At 44.3% G+C, this 24,449-nt stretch carries 22 protein-coding genes; 5 read left to right on the plus strand and 17 right to left on the minus strand.

What is annotated here, in order from left to right:
* Nucleotides 1-54 precede the first annotated feature (54 nt).
* From NITSA_RS08635 to NITSA_RS08650, 4 genes are all read left to right on the plus strand, one after another.
* Nucleotides 55-1,209, plus strand: coding sequence for an amino acid ABC transporter permease (locus tag NITSA_RS08635; RefSeq protein ID WP_013554635.1), 1,155 nt, complete (start codon nucleotides 55-57; stop codon nucleotides 1,207-1,209).
* A 1-nt stretch (nucleotide 1,210) separates the two neighbouring features.
* Nucleotides 1,211-2,299, plus strand: coding sequence for an amino acid ABC transporter permease (locus tag NITSA_RS08640; protein WP_013554636.1), 1,089 nt, complete (start codon nucleotides 1,211-1,213; stop codon nucleotides 2,297-2,299).
* An 11-nt stretch (nucleotides 2,300-2,310) separates the two neighbouring features.
* Nucleotides 2,311-3,174, plus strand: a complete 864-nt coding sequence (locus NITSA_RS08645; RefSeq protein ID WP_013554637.1) for an amino acid ABC transporter ATP-binding protein — start codon at nucleotides 2,311-2,313, stop codon at nucleotides 3,172-3,174.
* 131 nt (nucleotides 3,175-3,305) lie between these two features.
* Entirely contained in the window at nucleotides 3,306-3,914 is a 609-nt protein-coding gene (locus NITSA_RS08650; protein ID WP_013554638.1) for a trimeric intracellular cation channel family protein, read from the plus strand.
* A gap of 10 nt (nucleotides 3,915-3,924) precedes the next feature.
* Here the strand turns inward: NITSA_RS08650 and NITSA_RS08655 are convergent, their stop codons facing one another.
* From NITSA_RS08655 to NITSA_RS08665, 3 genes are all read right to left on the minus strand, one after another.
* Nucleotides 3,925-4,737 (minus strand): phosphoenolpyruvate carboxykinase (ATP), encoded by an 813-nt coding sequence (locus tag NITSA_RS08655; protein ID WP_052296618.1) that lies wholly within the window; start codon nucleotides 4,735-4,737, stop codon nucleotides 3,925-3,927.
* A 305-nt stretch (nucleotides 4,738-5,042) separates the two neighbouring features.
* On the minus strand, nucleotides 5,043-5,822 hold the full coding sequence (locus NITSA_RS08660; RefSeq protein WP_013554640.1) for a hypothetical protein: 780 nt from the start codon (nucleotides 5,820-5,822) through the stop codon (nucleotides 5,043-5,045).
* Between the two features lie 7 nt (nucleotides 5,823-5,829).
* Nucleotides 5,830-8,214, minus strand: coding sequence for an H-type lectin domain-containing protein (locus NITSA_RS08665; RefSeq protein WP_042203921.1), 2,385 nt, complete (start codon nucleotides 8,212-8,214; stop codon nucleotides 5,830-5,832).
* Between the two features lie 187 nt (nucleotides 8,215-8,401).
* Between NITSA_RS08665 and NITSA_RS08670 the strand changes: the two genes are divergently transcribed.
* Complete coding sequence (locus NITSA_RS08670; protein ID WP_042203924.1) at nucleotides 8,402-9,640, plus strand: nucleotidyltransferase domain-containing protein; 1,239 nt, start codon at nucleotides 8,402-8,404, stop codon at nucleotides 9,638-9,640.
* A gap of 38 nt (nucleotides 9,641-9,678) precedes the next feature.
* On the opposite strand, the gene NITSA_RS11165 is transcribed toward NITSA_RS08670, so the two are convergent.
* From NITSA_RS11165 to NITSA_RS08735, 14 genes are all read right to left on the minus strand, one after another.
* A complete protein-coding gene (locus NITSA_RS11165; protein WP_083799710.1) occupies nucleotides 9,679-10,599 on the minus strand; it encodes an IS256 family transposase, variant Zn-binding type in 921 nt (306 codons plus the stop codon).
* A gap of 62 nt (nucleotides 10,600-10,661) precedes the next feature.
* A complete protein-coding gene (locus NITSA_RS08680; RefSeq protein WP_013554643.1) occupies nucleotides 10,662-11,534 on the minus strand; it encodes a glycosyltransferase family 2 protein in 873 nt (290 codons plus the stop codon).
* A gap of 6 nt (nucleotides 11,535-11,540) precedes the next feature.
* Nucleotides 11,541-12,692, minus strand: coding sequence for a non-hydrolyzing UDP-N-acetylglucosamine 2-epimerase (gene wecB, locus NITSA_RS08685; RefSeq protein WP_013554644.1), 1,152 nt, complete (start codon nucleotides 12,690-12,692; stop codon nucleotides 11,541-11,543).
* Nucleotides 12,689-13,909 (minus strand): glycosyltransferase family 4 protein, encoded by a 1,221-nt coding sequence (locus NITSA_RS08690; protein ID WP_013554645.1) that lies wholly within the window; start codon nucleotides 13,907-13,909, stop codon nucleotides 12,689-12,691. Before NITSA_RS08690 ends, wecB begins: the two co-directional genes overlap by 4 nt.
* Nucleotides 13,910-14,833, minus strand: coding sequence for a polysaccharide deacetylase family protein (locus NITSA_RS08695; protein ID WP_013554646.1), 924 nt, complete (start codon nucleotides 14,831-14,833; stop codon nucleotides 13,910-13,912). It abuts the gene before it with no gap.
* Nucleotides 14,823-15,611 (minus strand): formyl transferase, encoded by a 789-nt coding sequence (locus NITSA_RS10945; RefSeq protein ID WP_013554647.1) that lies wholly within the window; start codon nucleotides 15,609-15,611, stop codon nucleotides 14,823-14,825. The genes NITSA_RS08695 and NITSA_RS10945 overlap by 11 nt, the downstream gene beginning before the upstream one ends.
* A complete protein-coding gene (locus NITSA_RS08705) occupies nucleotides 15,608-16,906 on the minus strand; it encodes a phenylacetate--CoA ligase family protein (protein WP_148224967.1) in 1,299 nt (432 codons plus the stop codon). Before NITSA_RS08705 ends, NITSA_RS10945 begins: the two co-directional genes overlap by 4 nt.
* 6 nt (nucleotides 16,907-16,912) lie before the next feature.
* Nucleotides 16,913-17,929: a glycosyltransferase family 4 protein gene (locus tag NITSA_RS08710; protein ID WP_013554649.1), complete on the minus strand. Its 1,017-nt coding sequence runs from the start codon at nucleotides 17,927-17,929 to the stop codon at nucleotides 16,913-16,915.
* Nucleotides 17,922-18,443 carry an acyltransferase gene (locus tag NITSA_RS11170; protein ID WP_013554650.1) on the minus strand — a complete coding sequence of 174 codons (522 nt, stop codon included), beginning with the start codon at nucleotides 18,441-18,443 and terminating at the stop codon, nucleotides 17,922-17,924. Before NITSA_RS11170 ends, NITSA_RS08710 begins: the two co-directional genes overlap by 8 nt.
* On the minus strand, nucleotides 18,430-19,626 hold the full coding sequence (locus tag NITSA_RS08715; RefSeq protein ID WP_042203926.1) for a glycosyltransferase: 1,197 nt from the start codon (nucleotides 19,624-19,626) through the stop codon (nucleotides 18,430-18,432). The genes NITSA_RS11170 and NITSA_RS08715 overlap by 14 nt, the downstream gene beginning before the upstream one ends.
* Entirely contained in the window at nucleotides 19,623-20,885 is a 1,263-nt protein-coding gene (locus tag NITSA_RS08720; RefSeq protein WP_042203928.1) for an O-antigen ligase family protein, read from the minus strand. The genes NITSA_RS08715 and NITSA_RS08720 overlap by 4 nt, the downstream gene beginning before the upstream one ends.
* On the minus strand, nucleotides 20,872-21,885 hold the full coding sequence (locus NITSA_RS08725; protein ID WP_013554653.1) for a glycosyltransferase family 2 protein: 1,014 nt from the start codon (nucleotides 21,883-21,885) through the stop codon (nucleotides 20,872-20,874). The genes NITSA_RS08720 and NITSA_RS08725 overlap by 14 nt, the downstream gene beginning before the upstream one ends.
* Nucleotides 21,875-23,065: a glycosyltransferase family 4 protein gene (locus NITSA_RS08730; RefSeq protein ID WP_013554654.1), complete on the minus strand. Its 1,191-nt coding sequence runs from the start codon at nucleotides 23,063-23,065 to the stop codon at nucleotides 21,875-21,877. Before NITSA_RS08730 ends, NITSA_RS08725 begins: the two co-directional genes overlap by 11 nt.
* The gene (locus NITSA_RS08735; protein ID WP_013554655.1) at nucleotides 23,058-24,398 is read right to left on the minus strand and encodes a glycosyltransferase family protein; all 1,341 of its coding nucleotides are present in this window, start codon (nucleotides 24,396-24,398) and stop codon (nucleotides 23,058-23,060) included. The genes NITSA_RS08730 and NITSA_RS08735 overlap by 8 nt, the downstream gene beginning before the upstream one ends.
* Between the last annotated feature and the right edge of the window lie 51 nt (nucleotides 24,399-24,449).

A 24,449-nucleotide genomic window follows, 5' to 3' on the forward strand; every position in this document is an offset into this window, starting at 1 on the left:
TTTGCCAAAATTCCTAACTCCTAATTCCTAACTCCTAATTCACAAAGGATTCACGTGCCATCATTTTTGCGCGACGAAAAGATCCGCGGTATTCTCTACCAGATCATCGCGATCACCCTCTTTGTCGGCTTTCTCTTCTACATCGCCCAGAATACCGCTCACAACATCGAGCAGCGGGGGATCAAGACGGGATTTGCTTTTCTCCATGACACGGCCGGATTCGACATCACCGAATCGCCGATCCCCTTCACCCCCGCCAGCACCCATCTGAAGGTCTTCGAAGTCGGTCTACTCAATACCCTCATCGTCTCTTTCTGGGGAATCGTTTTCAGCTCCCTTATCGGCTTGCTCATCGGTATTTGGCGCCTCTCGCCCAACTGGCTCATCAACCGGATCGCCGCCGCTTACATCGAAACATTCCGGAACATCCCCGTGCTCCTGCAGATCCTTTTCTGGTACAACGTCGTTTTGGCCACCCTCCCCTCCACCCGGCACAGCCTCAACTTTTTCAATGCCGTTTTCATCAACAACCGGGGCTTCTTTATGCCCAAACTCGTCTTCCAGGATGGAGCATGGATGATCGGAGCCGCCATCGTCGCGGCGATCATCGGGATCATCTTCGTCCATCGCTGGGCGAAAAAGCGCCAGGAGGAGACCGGGGAGCAGTTTCCTGTCTTCCTCACAGGGATCATCCTCCTCATCGGCCTGCCTCTACTGGCTTACCTCATCGCCGGACGTCCCGTCACCGCCGTCTATCCGGAGCTCCACGGCTTCAACTTCAGGGGAGGCAAAACCTTTACCCCCGAATTCCTCGCCCTCCTCTTTGCTCTGAGTATCTATACGGCTACCTTCATCGCCGAAGCGATCCGCAGCGGAATCGAAGCGGTCCCCAAAGGGCAAAAGGAGGCGGCAACCAGCCTCGGACTCTCTCCCCTGCAGCAGCTGCGCCTGGTGATCCTGCCCCAAGCGGTGCGCATCGCCATCCCCAGCATCATCAACCAGTACCTCAACCTGATCAAAAACTCCTCTCTGGCCGCCGCGATCGGTTATCCGGAGCTGGTGACGATCTTTGCCGGTACCAGTCTCAACCAGACCGGCCAGGCCCTGGAGATCCTTTTGATCACGATGCTAACCTATCTGCTCATCAGCCTGATCGTTTCGCTGATCCTCAACTGGTTTAACGCCAAAATGAAAATCAAGGAGCGCTAAGATGGCCGTCTATCCTCCCAAGCAGGCCAAAGAGCCGCCTCTGGTCGAACGCGGGCCCATCGCCTGGGTTCGTCACAACCTGCTCTCCAGCCCCTTCAACATCGCCTTTACCCTTCTGGGGCTGGCGATCCTCTACTGGACCATTCCCCCCTTCGTCAAATGGGCTTTCATCGATGCCCATTTCGCCGGACACAGCAAAGCCGACTGCGCCGGCGGCGGGGCGTGTTGGGTCTTTATCAAAGTGAAGCTCGATATGTTCCTCTTCGGCTTCTACCCCCACGATCAGCTCTGGCGCCCCAAAACGGTGCTTGCCTCGGCCGTGGCCCTGGTCGCTTTCGCCAAGTTCGTCAAGGGGCTTCATAAATTCAAACTCCTTTTGATCGTGCTTTTCCCGATCTATGCCTATATCCTCCTTCACGGCGGCTATTTCGGCCTGCCTGTAGTGGAAACAAGCAAATGGGGCGGTCTGCTCCTGACTCTGGTGATCGCCTCGGTGGGGATCGTCCTCTCCTTCCCTATCGGGATCCTTTTGGCACTGGGACGTCAATCGAAGCTCCCCATCATCAAGAGCCTCAGCGTCTTCTACATCGAATTCGTCCGGGGCGTTCCTCTGATCACCGTCCTTTTCATGGCGTCGGTAGTCCTGCCCCTCTTCTTCCCCGAAGGGGTCAACTTCAACAAACTCGCCCGGGCGCTGATCGGGATCACCCTCTTCGAAGCCGCCTATGTAGCCGAGAATATCCGCTCCGGCTTCCAGGCCATCCCCAAAGGCCAATACGAAGCCGCCGACGCCCTCGGACTGGGCTATTGGCAGAAGATGGCGCTGGTCATCCTTCCCCAGGCGATCAAGGTCACCATCCCCAACCTGGTCGGAACCTTCATCAGTCTTTTCAAAGACACCTCCCTGGTGATGATCATCGGCCTCTTCGACCTGCTGGCGATGGTCAACGTCACTGCCAACGACCGGGATTGGTTGGGTATGGATACCGAAGGTTACGTCTTCGTCGCCTTCGTCTTCTGGATCTTCACCTTCAGCATGTCGATGTACTCCAAGCGGCTGGAGAAAAAACTTGATACCAACAAACACTAAAGGCGCGAACCATGGCGAAAGAACAAAAAACGAAATCAACGATTGAGACTCAGGAAGAGAATAAAAAGGCCGAAAGCCGACTCCCGGCCCAGGCCGCAGAGGAGAAGAAGGGTGACAAGCCCAAAGAGAAGCAGCTGGGTGAGCCGATCATCCAACTGCAGAATGTCAACAAATGGTACGGGGATTTCCACGTCCTCAAAGATATCAATCTCGACGTAAAAAAAGGGGAGATCGTCGTAGTCGCCGGTCCCTCCGGGTCGGGAAAATCGACGATGATCCGCTGTATCAACCGCCTGGAAGAGTATCAGGAGGGCAGCATCAAGGTCAACGGGATCGAAGTCAACAACGATGTCAAAAACCTGCGGCAGGTCCGATCCAACGTGGCGATGGTCTTCCAGCACTTCAACCTCTTCCCCCACCTGACCATCCTCGAAAACCTCACTCTCGCCCCCGTCTGGGTCTACAAAAAACCCAAAAAAGAGGCGATCGAAACCGCGATGCACTACCTGGAAAAGGTCAACATCGCCGAACAGGCCAACAAATACCCCAATCAGCTCTCCGGGGGCCAACAGCAGCGGGTCGCCATCGCCCGGGCCCTGTGCAAAAACCCCGACATTATGCTTTTTGACGAGCCGACCTCGGCGCTGGACCCCGAGATGATCGGCGAAGTCCTCGATGTCATGATGAAACTCGCCGAAGAGGGCAAAACCATGGTCACCGTCACCCACGAAATGGGCTTCGCCCGCAAAGTGGCCGACCGGGTCATCTTTATGGACGCCGGACAGATCGTCGAAGAGAACGATCCCGAGACCTTCTTCCACCACCCCGAAAGCGAACGCCTCAAACTCTTCCTCCAGCAGATCCTCAACCACTGACGATCCGGGAGATCGGACTTGCGTGTTATGTGCTATGCGTTAAGTGCCAGGAAAAAAGCGTTGCAAAGCAACGCCTACCATAATTTCTCATTTCTCTTTTCTATTTTCTCATTCAGCAATCAGGAAAAGCCATGCTGCTCCTGATCGCAGAATATCTCGGCATCGCCGCCTTCGCCGCCAGCGGCTTCTACATCGCCGTACGTCATCGTCTTGACCTGTTGGGGATCTATCTGAGCAGCTTTCTGACAGCCCTGGGGGGAGGGATCCTTCGCGACCTGCTCGCCGATCGCCTCCCCTACTCCCTGACCCACTCCCTCCCCGCTTCCACGGGCATACTGGTCACCAGCCTGCTGGTCTGGAGACGAATGCATCAGCACCCCTGGGAATCCCGGACTCTTTTTGTCTTTATCGACGCGTTGGGAATGGTCTCTTTCGCTATCTCGGGTGCCCTTGCAGGCTTGCAAGCCGGGTTCAACATCGCCGGCGTCACCCTCCTCGCCTTCACCACCGCCGTCGGAGGCGGAATCCTCAGGGACATCCTCATCAACAAAGTCCCCTACGTCCTCCACGGCGGCTTCTACGGCATTATCGCCATCGGGATCGGGCTGATCCTCTGGCTTCTCCACCGACTCGGATGGGACCACCCCCTCCTCCTGACGCTGCTCTTCATCACGGGAGTCGCGATACGTATGATCGCCTACCGTCGGAGCTGGGAATTGCCAAGGCTCTATGAACGATAGGAAGCCTAATCTATCTTTTCTCTATCCCCTCGAAATGAGCCGTAACGGCTTCATGAACCTCCGGAAGCCGATTCCTATCCCAGGGCACGGCAAGCCGATAGACGGGAAGTGCTCGGGCCATATCACTGAAATAAGCGAAACGTTCCCGCTTCAGAAAATCAAAATCGACGAATGCACTCTCGTAGAGCGCTTTGAATTTCCCGATGCCCTGTAACGCTTCGATCTCTATATCGGTTCCGGTATTGATTCGCTCCAGCCTATAGAGAGCCCGGATCTCTGCAGGTCCCGAAGCGAAGTTTCCGGCCTGTTCCCCCAACGATTCGACTTTTCGGTAGGGTCGATGAAAAGGGTAGGAGGGAATGGCATAGTAGGTAGAATCTCTTTTTTCTATCGCCAAAGCATCGTCGGAAAAGAGCCTATGCCCCCGTTTCAGAAAATAGCCGGTCAAGGTCGATTTGCCACCGTAGGATGGAGCAGTGAAAACCAAAGCGCTTCCCCCCACACTCACCGCACCGGCGTGGAGCATCCGCCATCGCCCCTCCAGTTCGAAGACCAGTGGCAAAAAGGCATGCAGCACCCAGTAGCGTAGTTTTTGGGAGGTAAAGTGTTTTCCTCGGATGTACTCGACCCTCCGCTCTTCCGGTTGCCAGATCAATGTGACGAGATCCTCGATCTCCAATCCCCAGCCCAGTAACGGATCGGCCGCATGGATGGGCCGGTCACAGAGATAACGGGCCCGGCGCCCCCACAACTCGACCCAGGGGCTTTTGAGCAAAAAAGGCTTTTGAAGCATGCTCCGCTCCCGCACCTGCAAAAGTGACATCTCTCCATCATCGTTGGAAGCAGTCAAAAGGGATTCATCCCCAAAACAAACTACATAATTAAAACTCTTCACACTTTCTCGTTCTCTGAGCTTTGAGAAGTACTTATTACGGAAGCCAGCCGCCGAAGGGAGGCGGAGGCGGCCCACCTGTTCCATCGGCGTGCGCCACCTCCGGTTTGGCCAATTGCCCCAAAGCGATCAAAGACGGCGCAGACCAGGCAGCTCTCTTCAGGAAGTGACGTCTCGACCTGGAAAGTTTTTCTCCTTTTCTTCCCGAAACTTTTTCCGTAATCCCTAAAGCCTTTTTAGGTCCCATCCTGATTCCCTTTTATTGTTGGAGGCTTGCTCAGATCAAACTTGACCTTCTTCTCTTGCCTTATGCGTTCTACCCTCTTCCACAGGCTTGAAGTTCCCTTTTCCTCTGATACGGCAGCTTCGGTAGCCATATTTTCTTCAGTCAAAAGTTCCCAGCGAAAGGTCCGGCTGTGGCTTCCAGTCATAGCGAATGTGATGGAGTTCATCTTTCCCTTCGTTATCACCGGGACTGTTTCTCCGCTCTTCATGTCTACCACCCGCATCTTTTTCAGGAGAGGATTGGTCAGAGATCGGTGTTCCCGATAGCGAATGCGCCCCGTTTCGTCTGTATAGGACTCTAATACATAGAGCCCTCGCCAGCTCAGCGACACTTTGCCGCTGTAGTCTGCATCCGCTCGAACGGTAAAGGTCCATTCATCGGTTTGCCCGGGCACACTCTCATGAAAGCTGCTCTTGTATTCGCCGGGCTCCACACCATCGGGATCGACAAAGACGATATCGAGATAGCTTCCGCCAAAGGGACTCAAGGCTTTGAGGGTATGTCGCTGTTCAGCGTCGCCCTCCTCCACAGCACCCAACTGGGCATCGGCCGACTGAAGCCCCCGTTCATCCCGTGCCACCAATCGAACGGACCACTGGGAAGCCTCTTTCTCCACCGTTACGAGTTTGCCCGATCTTTTCGGAGCATCGCCGGCGGTATTACCTCCCCTACCACATCCAACGAGCAGGACCACACTCAACACGATAATAAGAGATATTACTTTTTTCATCGGTGTTCTACTCCTTCGGGATCAGTAGTTTGATCGTTTTACCCTTGCTCGGGCCGTGCAACTCCACCCAGAATCCCTTGTAGGGTTCGAGTTTACAACTACCCGGAGTCGTATCGTCACAGGTGGTGTACCCATTACTGTCGGCATTGCCGTCGCCGGGATTATATTGCCAAATCTGTTTAGAACCGTACCCCGCATTTTCAAAAGCACTCGGCGTATAAGCAGCCCCGTCGACGATAAAACGGCAGTCAGCCCAATCCACAGGCGACTTGCCTACAAAACCGGTCATATTGTATCGATAAGGACCCGTCCCATCATCGGGATCATTGTCGGGAGGGCCGAAATTCAGTGAAACGCTTTTGAGGTCAATTTCGACGCAGCGGGCAGCGGGGCAGTCGGGGTTGGTCGAATTGTAATCGACCGCCACTGCACCGTTTTCGCTCCAACGACTGTCCAGTTTACTCCCCAGCCAATAGGCTTTTCCGAATTCCAGCGGATCATTGGTGTCAAGAAAGGTATACGAGGATGAGTTATTGCTGTCACTGTAGTCCCTACGATAGACCCGCCAATCTGTCCCATACGTTCCGTTCATATCATCACCGAAAATGTCCGCGACTGTCTTTTTGGTATTGTTCGGGTTTCGGAAATCGGCGGGAATACCGACCAGCTCCCAGGTATTAGCCGCGATGGAAGCGCTGCAGCTCACCGGCTCCCTGCTTGTGCCATCATAATTCTTCCCGCTGGATTCGTTATTGTAAATTTCCTGGATCTCCTGGGCACTCAGTGCCCGATTCCAGAGTTTAACCTCATCGACTTTTGTTGAAAGAGTTTGTCCCGTTACATTATCATCACTGGTGAAAAGATACATAAAATCACCATCGGTTCCCAGATCTATGGAGTCGATGAATTGACCGTTTATATAAAGATCGGTAGTATCGTCACTATGTTTCACAAAAGTAACCATCTTCCAACCAGCATCGTTGATACTGTCATCGAGATCCTGTACAGTCAAGTCTCCATCTTCATCATATACTGCCCATCCCAAATCTGTACCATCAAGCGTAAAGGCCGGGAGGTCCCCTCTCCCATTCAATGAACCGGTCGAAAAATAGTAATCAAAACCCAATGAATCACTTGAAAAGTCCTGATGCCCTGCTGCATCAAGTGGGAACTTCATCCAGAGAGAAAAGGTCCATTCCGATGAGATTGAAATCGAATTTTCTGTTTGTGCATAACGATCTGAAACGAAATCACCGCTGAAATTCACAATAGCATCGTTCCGGTCTGGCTGTGCATCGTTGTAGGCTTCCGCATCGTTCCCTCCAACCGAATCGATCACATCGAAATTGCCGCTTCCCAGCCAGTAACACTCATCAAGACGGTATTCGGCACTTAAATCACAATGTGTTGTATTGACGGTTGAATCGTAGGTGAAATCTTCAGAAAATATGAGCAGTCCCGCATTTTCACCTTTTCCGTGTTTCCGGTTCCTATACACATCCTCATCCACGGTCACCCCGATTTGGGTTTCGCTGAGACTGCACCGTCGCAGCCAACCCCCATCTCCTCCATTTCTTGTCTGCATATTACCGATCACATTGGGAGCGCTGCTATAGGCCTGGTTAAAATCCTGGATATAACATCCGTTATCCCACCCTTTCACATCCGTTATCAAATCCGTTTCATAAGCGATTTTCCGACAAGTGCCATTGCTGTCATAGAACACTCCGGATACGCCTTCCGGTATAGCCAGATAGGCAATCGTTTCGTTGCTTTTTATCGTACCCTCATCTGTTTTGACCATATCCAGAGCCGTATCAAAACCATCCAAATCGATATTACTTATCGCCGTCACCATCCAGGGAACGGAAACATCCCCAGGAATTTGATTCTGCTCGTTATTCACCGTTTGGATCATCCCTAGGACAATCGGGGTCGATGCAAAAGAGGAGGAAAAAGTTACCGTTTCCCAACTCCTTCCCGAAGTGTTTTTCCCCTGATGCGCGGTGGTATCAACTGTCCCCGCTATGATCTTCGTGCCATCCGGCAGTGTATGCTCTCCCGCATCCATTGCCAAATAGTGAATGGGCATCATTTCGGGGTGGGGGCCATCCTGCCCCTCTGCTTCTACCTGCACGATATCGAAGCCCGTAGTCGTTACATTTTTGATGCGCAGTGCCGCCGGGTCATCCCCGTCATAGCCGCTCCCTTCGTTGGGCATGGCAAAGACCAGCGGCGCAGCATCATAGCTCTGCTTGAAGGTCACGTGCTGCCACGTCGTCGAACCCGTTGTCGTCTCGGGAAGGGTAATCGTCCCACTCTCCATTTTCCATCCAAAGAGTGATAAAGGGAGTAGTACCAGAATAAAAAGTAATGTGATAATTTTTTTCACCTTTTCTCCTTCTTTCCCCGCACACCTTCAAAGAATTAATAACTCAAATTCTCTTCCAGCCTACAGAATATTATAGCAAAATCATACAAATCGTCTCATCGACACCCCCCTGCTATAATACCGGATGCAAACCGGCCCATCCAACCCCCAACCTAAAATCCAAAATCCAAAATCCAAAATCCAAGAAGTGCACACTCTCTCCCGGGAGCTCCGTCTCCTCATCGCCTGCTGCCAGGCAAAGCCGTCACAAGACGACATCGATTTGATCCTCGACACGATCCGGGACCCGAAATTCGACATTCAAAATCTGCTGGAGCTCTCGAGCCGGCACGGGGTCCTTCCCCTGGTTTACAAAAATCTCAAAGCGATCGAGAAATCGATCCAAACCTCTTCATCCCAGAATGACACACCCCCAACCCAAAATCCAAAATCCAAAATCCGGAATCTCCTTATCGAGCTCAAGCCACGATACTTCGCCATCGTCCAGAGAAATATCCTGATGTCCGCAGAGCTCATCAAAATCTTTCGCCTGCTCCGAGAGAACGACATCGAAGTACTGGCTTTCAAAGGCCCTACCCTCGCACAGATCGCCTACGGCGATATTACTCTGCGACAGTTCGGAGACCTGGATATTCTGATCCACCGCAAAGATTTCCGAAAGATCGCTTCACAAATGACCGAAAAAGGGTATGAACCTCGTTTTCCGATCGAAACATTCACGGGGGACAAAGTCATGTTCGAGATGAACAATGACTGCCCCTTCTATGACAGGAAACGCGGCCTGGCCATCGAAATCCACTGGGATTTTTTTCGCAAGCTGGCCCTGTCGACCCAGAAACTCCAACCCTGGGAAGAAACGGCTCAGGTCACCATCAACGGCTCGGCGATCCCAACGCTCCGGTACGAAACTCATCTACTCTATCATTCACTCCATGGCTCCAAACATATCTGGGAACGCATGTGCTGGATCGTCGATATCGACCGTTTCATCCGCAACGTACCGGATCTAGACTGGGACGACATCATCGACAGGGCCAAAGAGCTGGGAGCGCTGCGGATGTTCCTCCTCGGCCCGGCGCTTGCCCGGTATTTTTTCAACACGCCGCTGCCTGAAAAAATAGAAAAACTCTGCCGACAAGCCCGTTTCGACAACCTCATCGCTTTCGTCGTCGACGAATTCAAGTGGGAGAACCCCACACCCGAAGACAGTCTCGTCAAACTGAAAAAGGTCATCGCCCTGCGCGACAATCTCTATTATAAGACTTTTACTCTGCTGGAGTTTCTCTTCCGTCCCGGGATCAACGAACGCAGAACGATCGTTCTAGCGGACAATCTTTTCTGGCTCTACTGGCCCCTGCGGCCGATCGGAATGGTGTATCGTTTCCTCTTCTGCCGTCTTATGAAACTGTGCGAACAGCGAGATTGAGATTTATCTTTTCTGACTTAAAGCGGGTTTTCGGGTTGCTATTTCATTGCTTTTTCTAGGAAATCAGTGATGAGTTTCTTCTTCATAGAGTCTCCAATACCCCGATGGATTTTCAATAAAGCTTTCATAGGAGAGAAGAGTCCACCATCCAAAGTATTGGTTGTATTGGCTATGCCAAGATGAGGATGGGTTTTATACGTGAAGAGATAAGGAAGATTGCGTTCAAGACTTCGATAGGCCGAGCGGAGTCGATCATGGGTGTAATGCCATCCACGTGGAGAATCGTCAGGGGTTTTCTCTTCATAGAAATCTTTGTGCCGTTGGAGCCAGGCTTCCAGCATATAGCGGAAACGGCAGGGGGTTGTCTGTCCAAGATAGGAAGCGATACGCTTGAGATCCCTAGAGGCTTGATAGGTAGGTCTGCGCGTCAGATAACGAGTGAGAATGGCTTGTTGATGGAAATGGCACATTTGAACCGGAAGGTCGGCAAAGAGCCCAAACAATCCCCGTCGGCCATCGACGGTGACGGCCTGGATGATAAAGCCCTGATCCAGAAGGCTTTGCCGAAGCATCGCATATTCATTGAGCGTCTCAGTCTGAATGAAACGATACGCTACCAGTTGGCCACTCAGGATATCTTTAGCTACAAGAACACCAAAGCCCTCTCCCCGTTTTCCGAAGAATGTCGCATCGATAACCAAAGTGACCGGTCTGGGATGTGGTGAAGTCTTTGGCGGTTCATAGCTATGAATCTGACGTTGAATCCACTCCCGATCCTTATGATAGGTCCGGGATAAGGCTTTGAGGGTTTGGTGCTCATAGAAGTAGGCAGTAAAGAGTCGTTTTCTGAGGCGGGAGGGACGTCTACGAGAAGAGAAGCTCTGCCGGCAACTTTGGCAAAAATAGCGCTGAATTCCTGCTCTTTTACCATTCTTTTTCGTCGCTTTTGAACCACAGATAGGGCACTTTTTTACAAGCCATCTGTAAAAAAGTCCTTTTTAGGCACCATATTACCGAAGGTTTAAAGGATTTTTAGCAACCCGAAAAACCGCTTTAGCTCTCTTTTCTTGTAATACTTCGCCATAATCACCAGGCGGTCCATAGCCACATCCCGGCGTTTTTCCATATAGACTTTATTGAACGGTGTTTGAGCGTGCAAGACTTTGAATCCCTCATTGTATACCGTTCTCAGCACTCCTTTTGCCCGGCTAAAAAAGTCGGCGTGGTCCAGCCGTTTGATCCGCGCATCCCACCCCACGAGCTTCAGCCGCTGGGTCCTGGCGATATAAAAGTTCGCCACTTTGTCGTAGACAGGGAAACCGCCTAGTAATGCCCCTTCCGGTAAAACCGATTCCCCCGAAGTCGGATGCAGGCCCGCCTTCCTGTAGTCGGCAGACTTGAAAGAGGGTAGGTTGACAACCGTTCCGCCCATAATATCTATGGCCTCATTCGCTTCCATCGCTCGCATCGCCGGTTCCAGATCGGTCTCCCCATAAAAGACGAAATCATCATCGAGCAGCAAAACATAAGAGGTCTCTACGGCTTCAAGCGCCGCCTGCCTTCCCGCAGAAACACCGCTATCATAGGGTAGGACGATCCTCTTTACACCTTCGAGTTCCAGCGGCTCACGGCTATCGTCCACGACGATGACCCTCATATTCGGATAGAAGCGCTTGATACTCTCCAGCAAACGCGTTACAGTCTCGGGGCGTTCAAAGGTCTTGACGATCGCCGTCAATTTTTCATCGACCAACGACGTCGGCCCAAAATATTTATTTCTATCTTTCCATCGCACATAGCCAAGCTCCATCGCGATCAGCGAGTTATAGAGGGGCTTGCCGAGAAAAGTGAGTTTTCCGTGCTTCAAGTGATGTGACAGAGTGCGACCGACCATCGGACTTTATCCCTGCGCTTCCAAAAGCGCATCCAAGCACCTTTGGGCAGTCTGTCCATCCCACAATTCGGGTCTTTGCGGCTTTCGTGTGCTTTGCGAAAGTTCTTTATAGGCTCGGCGTATTTTATCGACGGCATTGCCGACAAGGATCGACGCTCCTCCGTGCTCCCGCAAGGTAATGGGCCGTTCGGTATTCCAGCGCAACGTCATGCAGGGCGTTCCAAGTACGCAGCACTCTTCCTGCAAACCTCCGCTGTCTGTCAGCATAGTGTTGGCTTCCATATTCAGCTTGAGCATCTCATAGTAATTGACGGGATGCAACAAAATAAGGTTCGGCTCAGCCGTCACCCGGTCCCAGAGCCCGAATCGCTCGAGCTGTTTGCGCGTCCTCGGGTGTATGGGCCAGATCAGCACCTCCCGCGCACAGACTTCATCCAGGAGGAAATCGATGATCGGTTCGAGCACCTCTTTGCGATCGACATTGGAGGGCCGGTGCATCGTCAGAATGGAAAAAGACTCCACCTTGTCGGGAAGTTCCGTCCGTGATTCCAGCAGGTTGTCGCGAATGATCGTTCCGACATCCAGTGCCGCGGCTTTTTGCCTATTGGCTTCGAGGGTATCGATCATAATGTTTCCGACAAATCGGATCTTCTCCTCCGGCACACCTTCTTTACGCAGATTCTCATTGGAAAGCCTGTCAGGAGTCAGCAAAAGATCAGAGAGCCTATCGGTTACCAGACGATTGATCTCTTCGGGCATATCCATATCGCCCGAACGCAATCCCGCTTCGATATGGCACACCCTGATATGCTCTTTTTTAGCCGTCACCGCACAGGCAAGCGTGGCATTGACATCCCCGACGACCACGACCCAGTCGGGGCGTTCCTCCCGAAGTACTTTTTCAAAAGCGATCATCGTATTCCCCACCTGCTCCGCGTGGCTTCCGGAACCGATCCCCAGATGGATGTCCGCTTCTGGAATCCCAAGCGATTCAAAGAAAACTTTGGACATACGCTCATCATAATGCTGCCCGGTATGAACCAAAAGATGCTCTATCGCCTCATTGCCGGTATTCACATTATGTTTTCTGATCGCATTGATAAACGGAGCGATCTTCATAAAATTTGGACGAGCCCCCACTACGGAGATGATTTTCATTGTTCCCTCTCTCCCACTTGTTCGATAATTTTCAACATTTTCATTGCCAGGCCTTTTCGGTCAAAGTCTATCGCGAGTTTCTTACACCCCTCCACACAGGAGCGATAAAGCGCCTCATCCTCTTTGAGCCGCATCAGCTTCTCCAGGAAATCCTTTTCGTTCTCCGGTTCGAAACAGAGCCCGGCACCGTAACGCTCGATGATCTCCTGTGCCTGCCCTTCGACGCCAAGCAGAGTGGGTTTTCCCATAGCCGAGGCTTCGAAGATCTTGGAGGGGATGACGGTTTTGAACGTCTCGGACTTTTTCAGCGGAGCAAGGGAGACATCGACAATGCTCAAATACCGAGGCACCTCTTCTTTGGCGATAGGATCAAGCAGTGTAACATTCTCCAATCCCAGTTCATTGACAGCTTCGACCAGACCCGCCTTGGCCGCACCGCTTCCCACAAAAAGGAAATGGATCGAATCGTCCTTTACCTTCGCGACGGAGCGGATGATAAAATCGAGACTGTGCGCCATACCGTGGGTTCCGATATATCCGACAACGAATTTTCCTTCCAATCCAAGGGCAGAGAGCAGTTCTTCATCTTTTTCTCTCGGCTCATAGAGCTCGAGGTTGGCGCCGTTGGTCACGACCTCCACCTTCTCCGCATCGATACCCCTGTCGATAAGATTTTGTTTGAAGGCATCGGTCACCGCCACGACTTTGGCGGCATCTCTGTAAAGCCAAAGCTCCACCCTTTCCAGCCAATCTAACGCACGGCTCTGTTTCATAGCCCCCACGGTACGGATGGACTCCGGCCAGAGATCACGCAGTTCGAAGATCCAGGGTTTTCGGCGTATCTTTGAAAGTGCCAAGGCTGTCCAGGTCGTAAAAAATTGCGGAGAAGTGGCGATGATCACATCATAGTTTTGAAAGAGCCCTGCCCAAAACGCCGTAAAAGCGAAACTGAAATAATCCATTACGCGTTTGGCAAATCCCTCGTTGGCCGTGATATAGCTCCAGACACGGATGACTTCAATGCCATCGATATATTCTTTTTGATAAAACCTGTTCTTGTACCCCTGGTAAACTTTGCCCTGCGGAAAATTCGGTGCACAGGTAACGACGGTCACCTCCACTCCCTCCTTCACCCACTCTTTGCAATGCTCATAGGTCCGCGTTGCCGGGGCGTTGGTTTCTGGAGGGAAGTTGTCGGTGATGAAGAGGAGTTTCATCTATTCTCCAATAAAATAAGTATTTAATGAGTATACTTCAATTTCTGTAAGCCACTCCTCTAGTGCAGATTTGAATAGTGTGTTATGATTTATTACTTCATAATTAAAATATTTTAATATTTTTATGAAAGGTTTTTCGAAAAAAAAGTATTTTATATTATGTTTCAATATATTATCATGATTTTCTCGAGCAAACCGATTCGTAAAAACAGAGAAACTATGGAAGTTTATATTAACATAGTTACTATTATCAATATATTGCCTCATACTGCTATATGTGAAAAAATCAGGTGAAAGATTAACGATCTCTCTTTTTCTTTTTATAGATTGTATAAGCAAAGATGTAACAGGATATTCTTTTATATTAAAATAGCTTTCATATGGTTCTTCTATATTTATTTTATGTTCCATTGTATCAATATGAACTGTATCTTTTTTCATAATAGAACTGAATTGATAACCTGCTCTGGATAAGGCTTCATAATATTGTTTATTTACACTATAACCACCTGGTCTAAAAGAATCAACCTTGACTCCATGTCTTTCAAAGACTCTTTTGGCCCATATCAAAGCAGAGACCTGTTGATCTAAAGTATAATCTGAAAACTTATCGCTCTTTGTATTGAATTCCATAGGTAAATTTTTCATATGCATATGAGGCTGAAGCTTTATATTATCAAAGGGCAGCAATAGTTCAATTAGATAATTAATATTTTCAAAATAATCATCATAACCAAGGTCATCTGTTTTGGGAGATAGGCTTATGAAAAATGTGGCCTTCAAATCCCTATTTTTTAATTCTTTTGCGATATATAGTGCACCAAGCAAAATATTAGTGTAAAAATTTGGATTATAGCTCATACGACTAGTAATTGTCTCAATATCAAATGTTAAATATATTTTTCTCATATTGTCACTTGTCATAATATCGTTCTATTCTTTTTATCAAGGAAACATTTTTAAGGTTTTTTTTTATCCTAAATAAACCAATAAAATCCTTTAATAATGTCCTGTCTTTTGCCAAGTATAACTTTCCTTTTTCTGTTTGTTTTTCACCAGGTAGAATTCTATGTTCAGAATCAATTTTTTTTATGATTCTGCACATTTCATTAGTTGCGTACTCAAATGTTTTTGCAGAAACAGTAAACTCGTCGTCAGTTGATTTAATGTCTGGATAGACTTTAGCAAGGATATCCCCACTATCAACTTTTTCAATCATATAATGTAAAGTAGCACCAGCTTTTTCTACTTCGCCATTATAAAGTGCCCAAAAAATGGTATTGCCACCCTTGTAGTCTGGAGAAATACCGCCATGTAAGTTTATGGCACCAAATTGTGCCAAATTCATAATCCTGTTTGAAATGATTGGTGTACCAAAAACAACTATAAGATCAGGACCAAAATCACTTATTAAATCAAATGTTTCATCTGAATTATAACTTTCAACAATAAATTCATCAGGTATTTTGTTTATTTTAAAATAAACTTTTTCTCTTAGTTTCCATTTAACAAAAGTATAAAAAATATATTTACTAACTCTATTAAAAAATGTTACTGGTGATTTAATCATCATGTTCAACAATCTATTTTTATTGACCCTTCTATGCGTCAAGCATAAATAGTCATGTGAGGGAAGACTTGATACCTTCTGTGCAAAATACGCATGCCTCGGATCAGGTCCTTTTAAAATACATATCTTCATTTGCTGTCTAGTTTCCTATTGATTTCAGAATAAAAATGTTTTATTTTTCCAGAAGATGGTCTATTTATTTTATCTACTTGATTTACAATAATTTTAAGTCCTGGTTCCAGGTATTCTGCGACACTATACTCCAATTCTTCTATGTCTTTTTGAGATATTTTCTTGTCTGATACTACATCAAACTCAAATGTATCCAAGGCTGTTTGTCGAATAATAAATTCTTTTAATACTCCAGAGGATTCAAGCAATGCACGTGACACATAATAAAACGTTAGTCCAGGTGATTGCTTTCCACTTGGAAGAAGTGCAACATCATTTGTTCTCCCTTCCAATTTGGAAATATATCTGTTTCTATTGCCACAAGTACACTTTTGATTTTCCAAGGAAGCAATATCTCCAATATTATAGCGAATCATAGGAAATGACTTATTTGACAAATCGGTCACTAATAATTCATTTCTATCATTGGTTTCAAAATAAAGATTTTCTTCTAATAAGTGAATATGTCCCCTGTCACACTCAAAGCCAAAAATTCCTGCTTCTGCTGATCCATATTCATTCCTTACCTTTACTCCTGTTGCTTTTTTGATGATTGCTTTGTCCTCTACACTGCATGTTTCTGATGTCACTATGACAAGTTTTAATGTTGGACATATTTCCTTAAGAATCAATCTTTTTTTTATCAAATATCTCGAGAATAGAACGATGGCACTTGTATATCCATATATGTACTCAAATGCTATTCTTTTAAATCTCTTAATCCATTCTTCAAATATTTCATCAGAGAATTCAAAAACGACAAAGCGGTTTCTGTTCAATATGAAATCTTTTGTTTTTTGAATTATCTTACCTTTAAAACTTTTTGGCATACCATAAAATCTAGCCTCTTTAGAAGATAATGTTAGTCCATGTTGAGCCAAAAAATATTTTTTATATGCCCAAACCCTAGCTTGTGTGTAATAACTTTTTGTAAACGTCAAAGGGTGACCAGATGAACCAGAGGTGTTATTAATATAAAGATTTTTTATATTGTATGGCTTTGAAATAAGCCTATCTAAGTCTATTTGAAGATCTGATTTTGTGATAATCGGAAGTTCCTCCCATTTTTCCGGAAACACATCGCCTACATAATCACGATAAAAAGTATTGTTATCATAGAGATATTGCGCAATTTCCCACTTCTTTTTCTCCTGCCACTGCAAAAAATCTTCTTTGGGAAGCGATCGTAACATTTCGATCTCTTTAACGATAGTATCGATATTATAATATCGCCATTTATAGATCAGCTCGAACAACGACATTTAACTCTCCTTCCCATCAAGCAGCCTCATCCACTTGGCTTTGATATGTTCCCAAGAAAAAGTTTCAGCTTTTTTCCTGGCATTTTTAGAGATTGATGCAGCCAAGTATGGATCAGAAAGAAGGATATCTACTTTTTGCGCCATATCTTCATCATCGGCCCTGGACAACAATATATTTTCATTGTCATTCCAGATATATGGTATTTCACCGACATTTGTTGAAACAACAGGTATACCGCAAGCCGCAGCCTCAATCACAGCCATACCAAAGCTTTCATAACGCGTTGTATTCAAATAGACTGCGTGGGTTTGATAATATCGATAGAGCTCTTCATTTGGGATTCTTCCGACAACTTCAACGTGATCATCAAGCTCCAATTCGATGATCAGCTTCTCAATCCCTGGCAAAAGACCATGATCCGGCCCGATCATTGTCAACTTGATATCCGGATATTTCGTTACTAATTTGCCAATGGTCCTGACAGCCAATTCAGGTTGATATATCTCAGCAAAGGCCCGTACCCAAAGAATAGTATTTGGATGTACGTTGTCGCGATTATAGTTGAATCTATCAATTTCTATAAAATTCGGCATATAATTTACATTGAAACCTTTCCGTTTAAAAAAATCTATCAGGAACAATGATGGTGATTGTAAAATATCCGCACGTTCAAACACTTTCTTCATTCTTGAAGGATATCGTTCATATTCTTCGTGCAACATCCCACCACGAAGGGTCATTATTAATCTTTCCTTTTTAGCCTTGGCTATTCTTGACGCTATATCGGCATAATAAAATGCTTTATTACTAAAAACATCAATATGTACAATATCAAATCTGCTGCTTAATAAAGTCCATATAATATCCATTGAACGCAAGGCCAAATTTTCATAACGTGATACCAAAACTACTTCGTATTTATCTCTTAACAATATTGAAATCTTCTCAGAAATCCCTTTTGTACCTCTCTTATCGGAGAGATGACTGCCCACAAAAACTATTCTCTTTTTATTCATATCTTTTTATACTCCGGCAGGGTGCTCCCGCACAAAGTGTTTGATCTTGCATCTTCCCTTTTACGACACTATTCGCCGCTACAACCACACCCTTTCCTATGTCACTACCGGCAAGAATGCTACACTGTGCAGCTATCCAACTTCCTTCTCTTACAGTTATGGGTTTTTTTCTTGGCATACCATATCTAAATGAACCGTTGACTTTTGTATGATCAGAAGAAGCAAATACGCAGTATGGTCCTATGATCACCTCATCTCCGATCGTGATTATTTCTCCGGCAGAGAACCATGTGCCATATGCAATATAAACATCTTCACCTATATGAATATTTTTAGGGTTGTAAAAAATTACGTTTCTTCCTAACCTTAAATTTCTCCCACATTCACCTAAAAAAAAATGGACCAAATATCCCCGAATACGCAATACAGGTACAATGTCAGGTAACCAATTTGTCAAAAGTAATGCAAAATGCAAAGGTATGTCATAACGCAGTAATCTTCTAATGTTGCGCATTATCAGAATAATCCTTCATAATATCAATCATTTTTTTTATTTGAATTTCCATAATATTGAGCTTTGCGAGATCATATCCATTGATAATCAAGCGTTTCCGTAATCTTTCATCTTCCAATAATCTTTTAACAGCTCCGGATATCTGCCTGGGATTGGACTGCTCGACCAAAAGAACATCTTCTCCCTCGTTAAGCATATCTGGGATAGAACCAACTCGAGTCGAAATTATCGGCATACTTTGTGCCATAGCCTCCCATATCGTTCGAGGAAACCCTTCGTTGCCTTTCGATGCGACAATAAATATATCGCAACTTCTATAAAATGAAAAAAGCTCTTTCCCAACACGCTTTTTCCCATGAAAAAAAACAAGATCTTCCAACCCTTTCTTTTTAATGTTGAGTGTCAAGTCTTTTAAATACTTCCCTTCAGCAGAAGGATCCCATCCAGCTATATGTAATTCCACATCAATTCCATCTCTTCGCAAGAGTTTTAAAGCATCAATGATATCATCAATACCTTTTGCTGGTTCAATCCTTCCGGCATAGGCCAGTTTTATAGGAAATTTTACACAAGTATCTTCTCTTTTAAAAAAATCATTGACGGTCAACGTGGTCGTTCTAATCTCAAAAACATTATTATGTTTTTCATTATATTCATCATAAACAACCCTATTGTTGGCAAATATTAAAGCATGGCGAGCATAGTGGTCCTGTAATGTTTTATTGATTTTATAAAAGGACCATAGTGAAAATTTTTTAAGTGGATGTCTAATATTGGAACCAGCCAAGCTTTTGAGATAATCACCAACCAACAAAAAGGCATAGAGGACATTATTTTTTTTACACATTTTGGCCACAAACGGCAAAAGTGGTGACGGTCCCCGAATCAACATCAAATCGACAGTTGAAAGATATGGCTTGATCCTGGAGGTGTGTTTCCTATAATTCAGGACCCTATTAAACATAGTGTCGTGTATGCCAAGATTTACCAAAGAGACATTATTTTCTTTTATCATGTAATCCATCGAATCAAGTTCGCTTTCCAAAGGCCTGTGTAAAAAACAAATAACTTCTTCACATTCTTTGGCAAGCGATTCAATAAATACACCCAAATACCCAGGCATGTATATTTTTCCATCTGATTTTTTTATCGCTGGTATATGATAATGAAATCCCAATGTCATGATAAATGCCTTCTACGTTGAGTCAACGTTAACGCAAGTCCTAAAAAAAACCAAAAAAGTGTTCCCATAGTCGTCACCAAAATAAATCCATAAAATATTAATGCGACAAAAGGAACATAAATATATATTTCCGCATTATTCTTGAAAGTCCTTATATAGTAAAAGCCTTTCCATAAAATATTTAAAATTACAAATAAAATACTCGTCAATGCCAATATACCATTTTCCGCCAATATCATCAAATATGAATTTTGAGCAGAAGTTCTATTGTATTTAAGTTCATTCCCATGCAACCAACTGCTTACAGAGTCTATATCAAGGGAAGTGTAATATCTTGTAAAATTACCTGGGCCAACCCCAAAAAATGGATGCTCTTGGAATATTCTCTCTCCTTTTTGAATCATAAGTTTTCTAATAAGAAATGATTTATCACGATCAAAAACGTTTTCCTCCATCCTTAACGTATGGGCAATCTTTGGACTATAGTCTTCTAAAATATCTGCCAGGTCTAGTTTTGCTTGTCGGATATCATAATCATATACATTGGCAGAGACCATAATGATAATAGGTAAAGAAAAAACACCGACGATCAATGAAACTTTTTTCAATTGACTGTTTCCCAAACTCAACAACATTATTAATTCAAATACAATCAAAGCAGTCCCTGTTCTCGAACCGGAGTACAATACCCCAAGTACAAAACCGATTGATATCAGTATAACCATAGGAACACTAAAACGCTTCATAGCATAATAATACCCGAGTGGCATAGCAACAACTATAATATATGCGAATGAATTTGGGTAAAATACATGAAAAATTGGATTTAAAAATACATAATAAAAGATATCAATAATTGATGCGTAGAATATATACCTTGACAAATTATAAAAACTATAGTTATAAATCCAAGTTTTTACGAATAACGCCAGTGTAACCCAATATACATATTGTATCGGGAGTTTCAAGATAGAAAAAATGCTCCTGTCACGATAGGTAACTTCCGACAAAAATGCCGAAATTAAAACAAAAATCAGAAACAACATCAAGAACAAGTCCGTCCATTGTGTGATTCTAAATAATTTCTTTTTATTTTTTAAAAACTTATATACAATAACTATAAAAATGAAAAATGTTATTGAAATACCAGAGATCTTTATAAGTGGGAATACGGAAAAAAACGCAAATATATTTAAATATTTTTGCGTAGACAAAAACAAATACTCTGTATCTACATGCGCACCATCATTTGAGATCAATTTCTGTTTCCCTTCTCCACCGAGTATCTTCGAGATAAGATGAAAGAATTTTTCTATCTTTTAACGCTTTATTTATACCACTTGCATATCCTTTTATCAACTCTTTCCTACTCGTGCTGGGATCTATCAGATAATTCATACCCATTCCGGTAAAACGCCAAAGCATATACCAAATATAATGCAATAAGACAAAATTTTTGGGGACATTCGATAGTCTACCATATTCGAATGATAAATATAGTCTCGAATAGGCGACACGCCTACCGTAACTTTCAAGGTCCATCGTATAAGTACTGTCTTTTTGGTCGTTATGATAAAAAGATCTTTCTGGAATATAAACGATTTTACCCTGTTTGGATAATGTATACCCTAGCAAAACATCTTCGCCCATTCCCATTTTCTCTTCAAATAGATCAAATAGTCGAAAGTTAAAGTTTTTATATAAAGCTGAGCGCTTTGCGACAAAAGCACCGCCGTGAACCCACTGAGTCTCTCCTCCTTCTGGTGGCTGCATCCCCCTAATGCCGCATAACCAGAATTTGCCTGGTTTCAAATAGGGATGACCTGAGAAAGCTTTTAAAATGCGCCTGAAATAACCAGGCCGCTTTGGATTGCCAAATTTCGACTTTGGTATTTTTGAATTTAAAAATTCATTATCGTTAGCGAATGCCATAGCGACTCCGACTACAGAGGCTTCCGAGAATGCTTTCTTTATCTTATCCATCCATCCGTTATCTATAAGCTCCATATCATCATCCAGAAAAATCAATATATCTGCATCCGATGCGCGGTATCCAAGATATCTCTGATACGGTTGATTGGCATGGGACGATCTCACATAAAGCACCTTTTCCATAACTTGAATCGGCTTATTTTCATCCCGTGAAGAATCTATCACTATGATTTTATTGAGATCAGCATTAGAATCAAGGAGTTTTGCAACGACACCCTTGAGGCTTTTTGGACGGTTATAAGTTGCTATAACAACATCAATTTTCATCTAAAACTTTCTTGTAAAGATCAATATTCTTCTTCAACCATTTTTCATATGAAAATATTGTCTGTACACGTTTTTGCCCCTCTCTCGCCAACTCCTCCGCTTTGTCTGGATTCTCAAAGAGAAACATGATCTTTTCTGCTATATCTTTGGGATCCTTTGGGTCACAAAGCAAACCAGAAACACCATCTTCAATTGCTTCTGGACCAGATGATGACTTTGTAAACACAACAGGCTTTCTTAAAGCCATAGCTTCAAGGGGTGCATATGAAAATGATTCTACATATGAGGGAAAACAACACACCTGAGCCATAGACAAAAGTGGAAATAGTTCTCTCTCCCTATCAATGGCACCTAGGAAATTAATTGATTTCTCATATTTTCTATCATCCAACAATGACATAAGATATTCATCGTATTTTTTATCATTCATCCAGCGATTATTTTTACCGGCAAGAATCAATTTAGCTTCAGGGAACTTTTTAAGTATTATATTCATAGATAATATAAGTTCTTCAACACCTTTATTTCTAATAATTGATCCGGAAAAAACGATTAAATATGGTTCTACATCTACTTTTGTTAGATTTTTATGATATATTGATTTAGTGATTTTTACTGAATTGTAAATAGTTATAAAATTTCTTTCAGTTTTTAATACATCTAACGTCATCTTTCCCACAAAACTAGAAACAGACACCAACTGATCACTAAACAATAATTGTGATTTTTCCATTAGTGATGTAAATCTGGAGTATGGTCTATTTAATGTTTTGCCTAAATATGCCTCACCCCCATGAAAACGCGTAATCAAAGGAACTTTTCCTAACAGACCAAATGGTAACCATCCTTGATTCTCTGGTGATTCGATAATGTCTATGCCCGTTTCTTTTATCGTGCTTAAAACAAAACGCAACAATTTCAATCGCTGATATAACGCATTTAAGTGTTTTTGATTCATCCTATTTTCAAAAGGTAATCTATAGATCTTAACACCTGATATTTTCTCAATGGTTATTTTATTGAGATCTAATATATGAGGTAAATACATTCCTATTACACTTACTTTAAAACCAGCCTGTACCAAACCTTCTGCAAGATCTTTCGTAAATGATCCTATTCCTCCGTGATTGCAAGGGGGATATTCATGACATATGAAGCCTATATGAGGTTTCTTATCCATTTTTTATCTCTTCCGCTATACGTTGGGCAGCCCTGCCATCGACAATACCTAAAATTTCAGGTAAACCTTCCTGCCCGCCAGTCTGTCTCAAAAAGTTATCTATACTTTCCAAGCACTCTTTGCAGCTTTTGACCAGAGAAACGTCCTGGCGATCCAGAAGCGACTTATAAAACGGTGCTTCTGCCATAGAAAGCAATAAACGTGATGGTCTATCGTCATGATCGAACGCCACTGTGATCACAGGTTTGCCCAGCATCAGAGCCTCCAAGGCGACCGTGGAGGCGGCTCCTATGTTCATAGATGAATAATATAGAAGATCCATCCATTCGTCTTCTCCCTCAATACTTTGAACGAAAAAGTCATTGTCCTTATCTCTTTCGGAAAAGTGATCAGCAACACTAATAGCTTCATGATCTGCAAAATATTTCAAGAGTTCTTCAGAAGGATCAAATGGATTTCTGCGTACGACAATTTTAGGTCTGACCGCTTCATCATACTTTTCCAACAAAGCATCACCTATCATCCCGATGATGACATGTTCCTTTGAATATCTATCAGGATCAAGCATAGTGTAAAGTAATATAGGCTGAGAAGGCTTTATTGAATACTTCTTTTCATAATATGAACGAGAATATTTCGGTTTATATTTATAGAATCTGTCAAACACGGGGTTGCCATACGCATATACCTTTGAAGGATTCAGATGTGTATTCAACGACAAATAATTGTGTTTCATCTCCTCACTCCAGACGAATAGCCCCGAAGGTGAAAATGGCACAAATTCGTTGATGTAAAGATCTTTCCAGCTATTGACCAATACCCATACATTGATGTCATTTGATATTGCGTTCACAGCAAAAGCTATACTCGCTGTCGAAGAGTATCCGGAAATAATAATATCAGTCACTTTATTTTCTTTAAATAGCTTTACTATCTGTTCATCACGATAATACCTAGGGATGATCGACAAAACAAGTGTTCTCAAAATATTATATATTACCATATTGCCTTTGATATGATCTCTTATACTTATTTTATTGATTTTCATGTTATAGTTCTTAAATATCCCTATTTTCTTCAATGTCATACGTGATTGTCTAACTGATTGGAATATATCTTCTATAAAATTACGTTTTTTTTCAAAAACAGAGCGATTTACTCTTTTAGTTTCTAAAATATATTTCTCTATGTAATCAACAAATAATGAGCTGTTGAGATTCCTCTCGAAAACTATATGATTTGGAAATTGATTACTTAAACCACTAAGAAAGAAATTGCGATATTCTACTCCATAATTTACGATGAATAGATATTTCTTATTTTCTTGTTTCATATTGATAGGTTATCCAAACCAAATTGTTTTATTCGTGATAAGCAAAAACAC

This window comes from Nitratifractor salsuginis DSM 16511, from assembly GCF_000186245.1.
GTDB lineage: Bacteria > Campylobacterota > Campylobacteria > Campylobacterales > Sulfurovaceae > Nitratifractor > Nitratifractor salsuginis.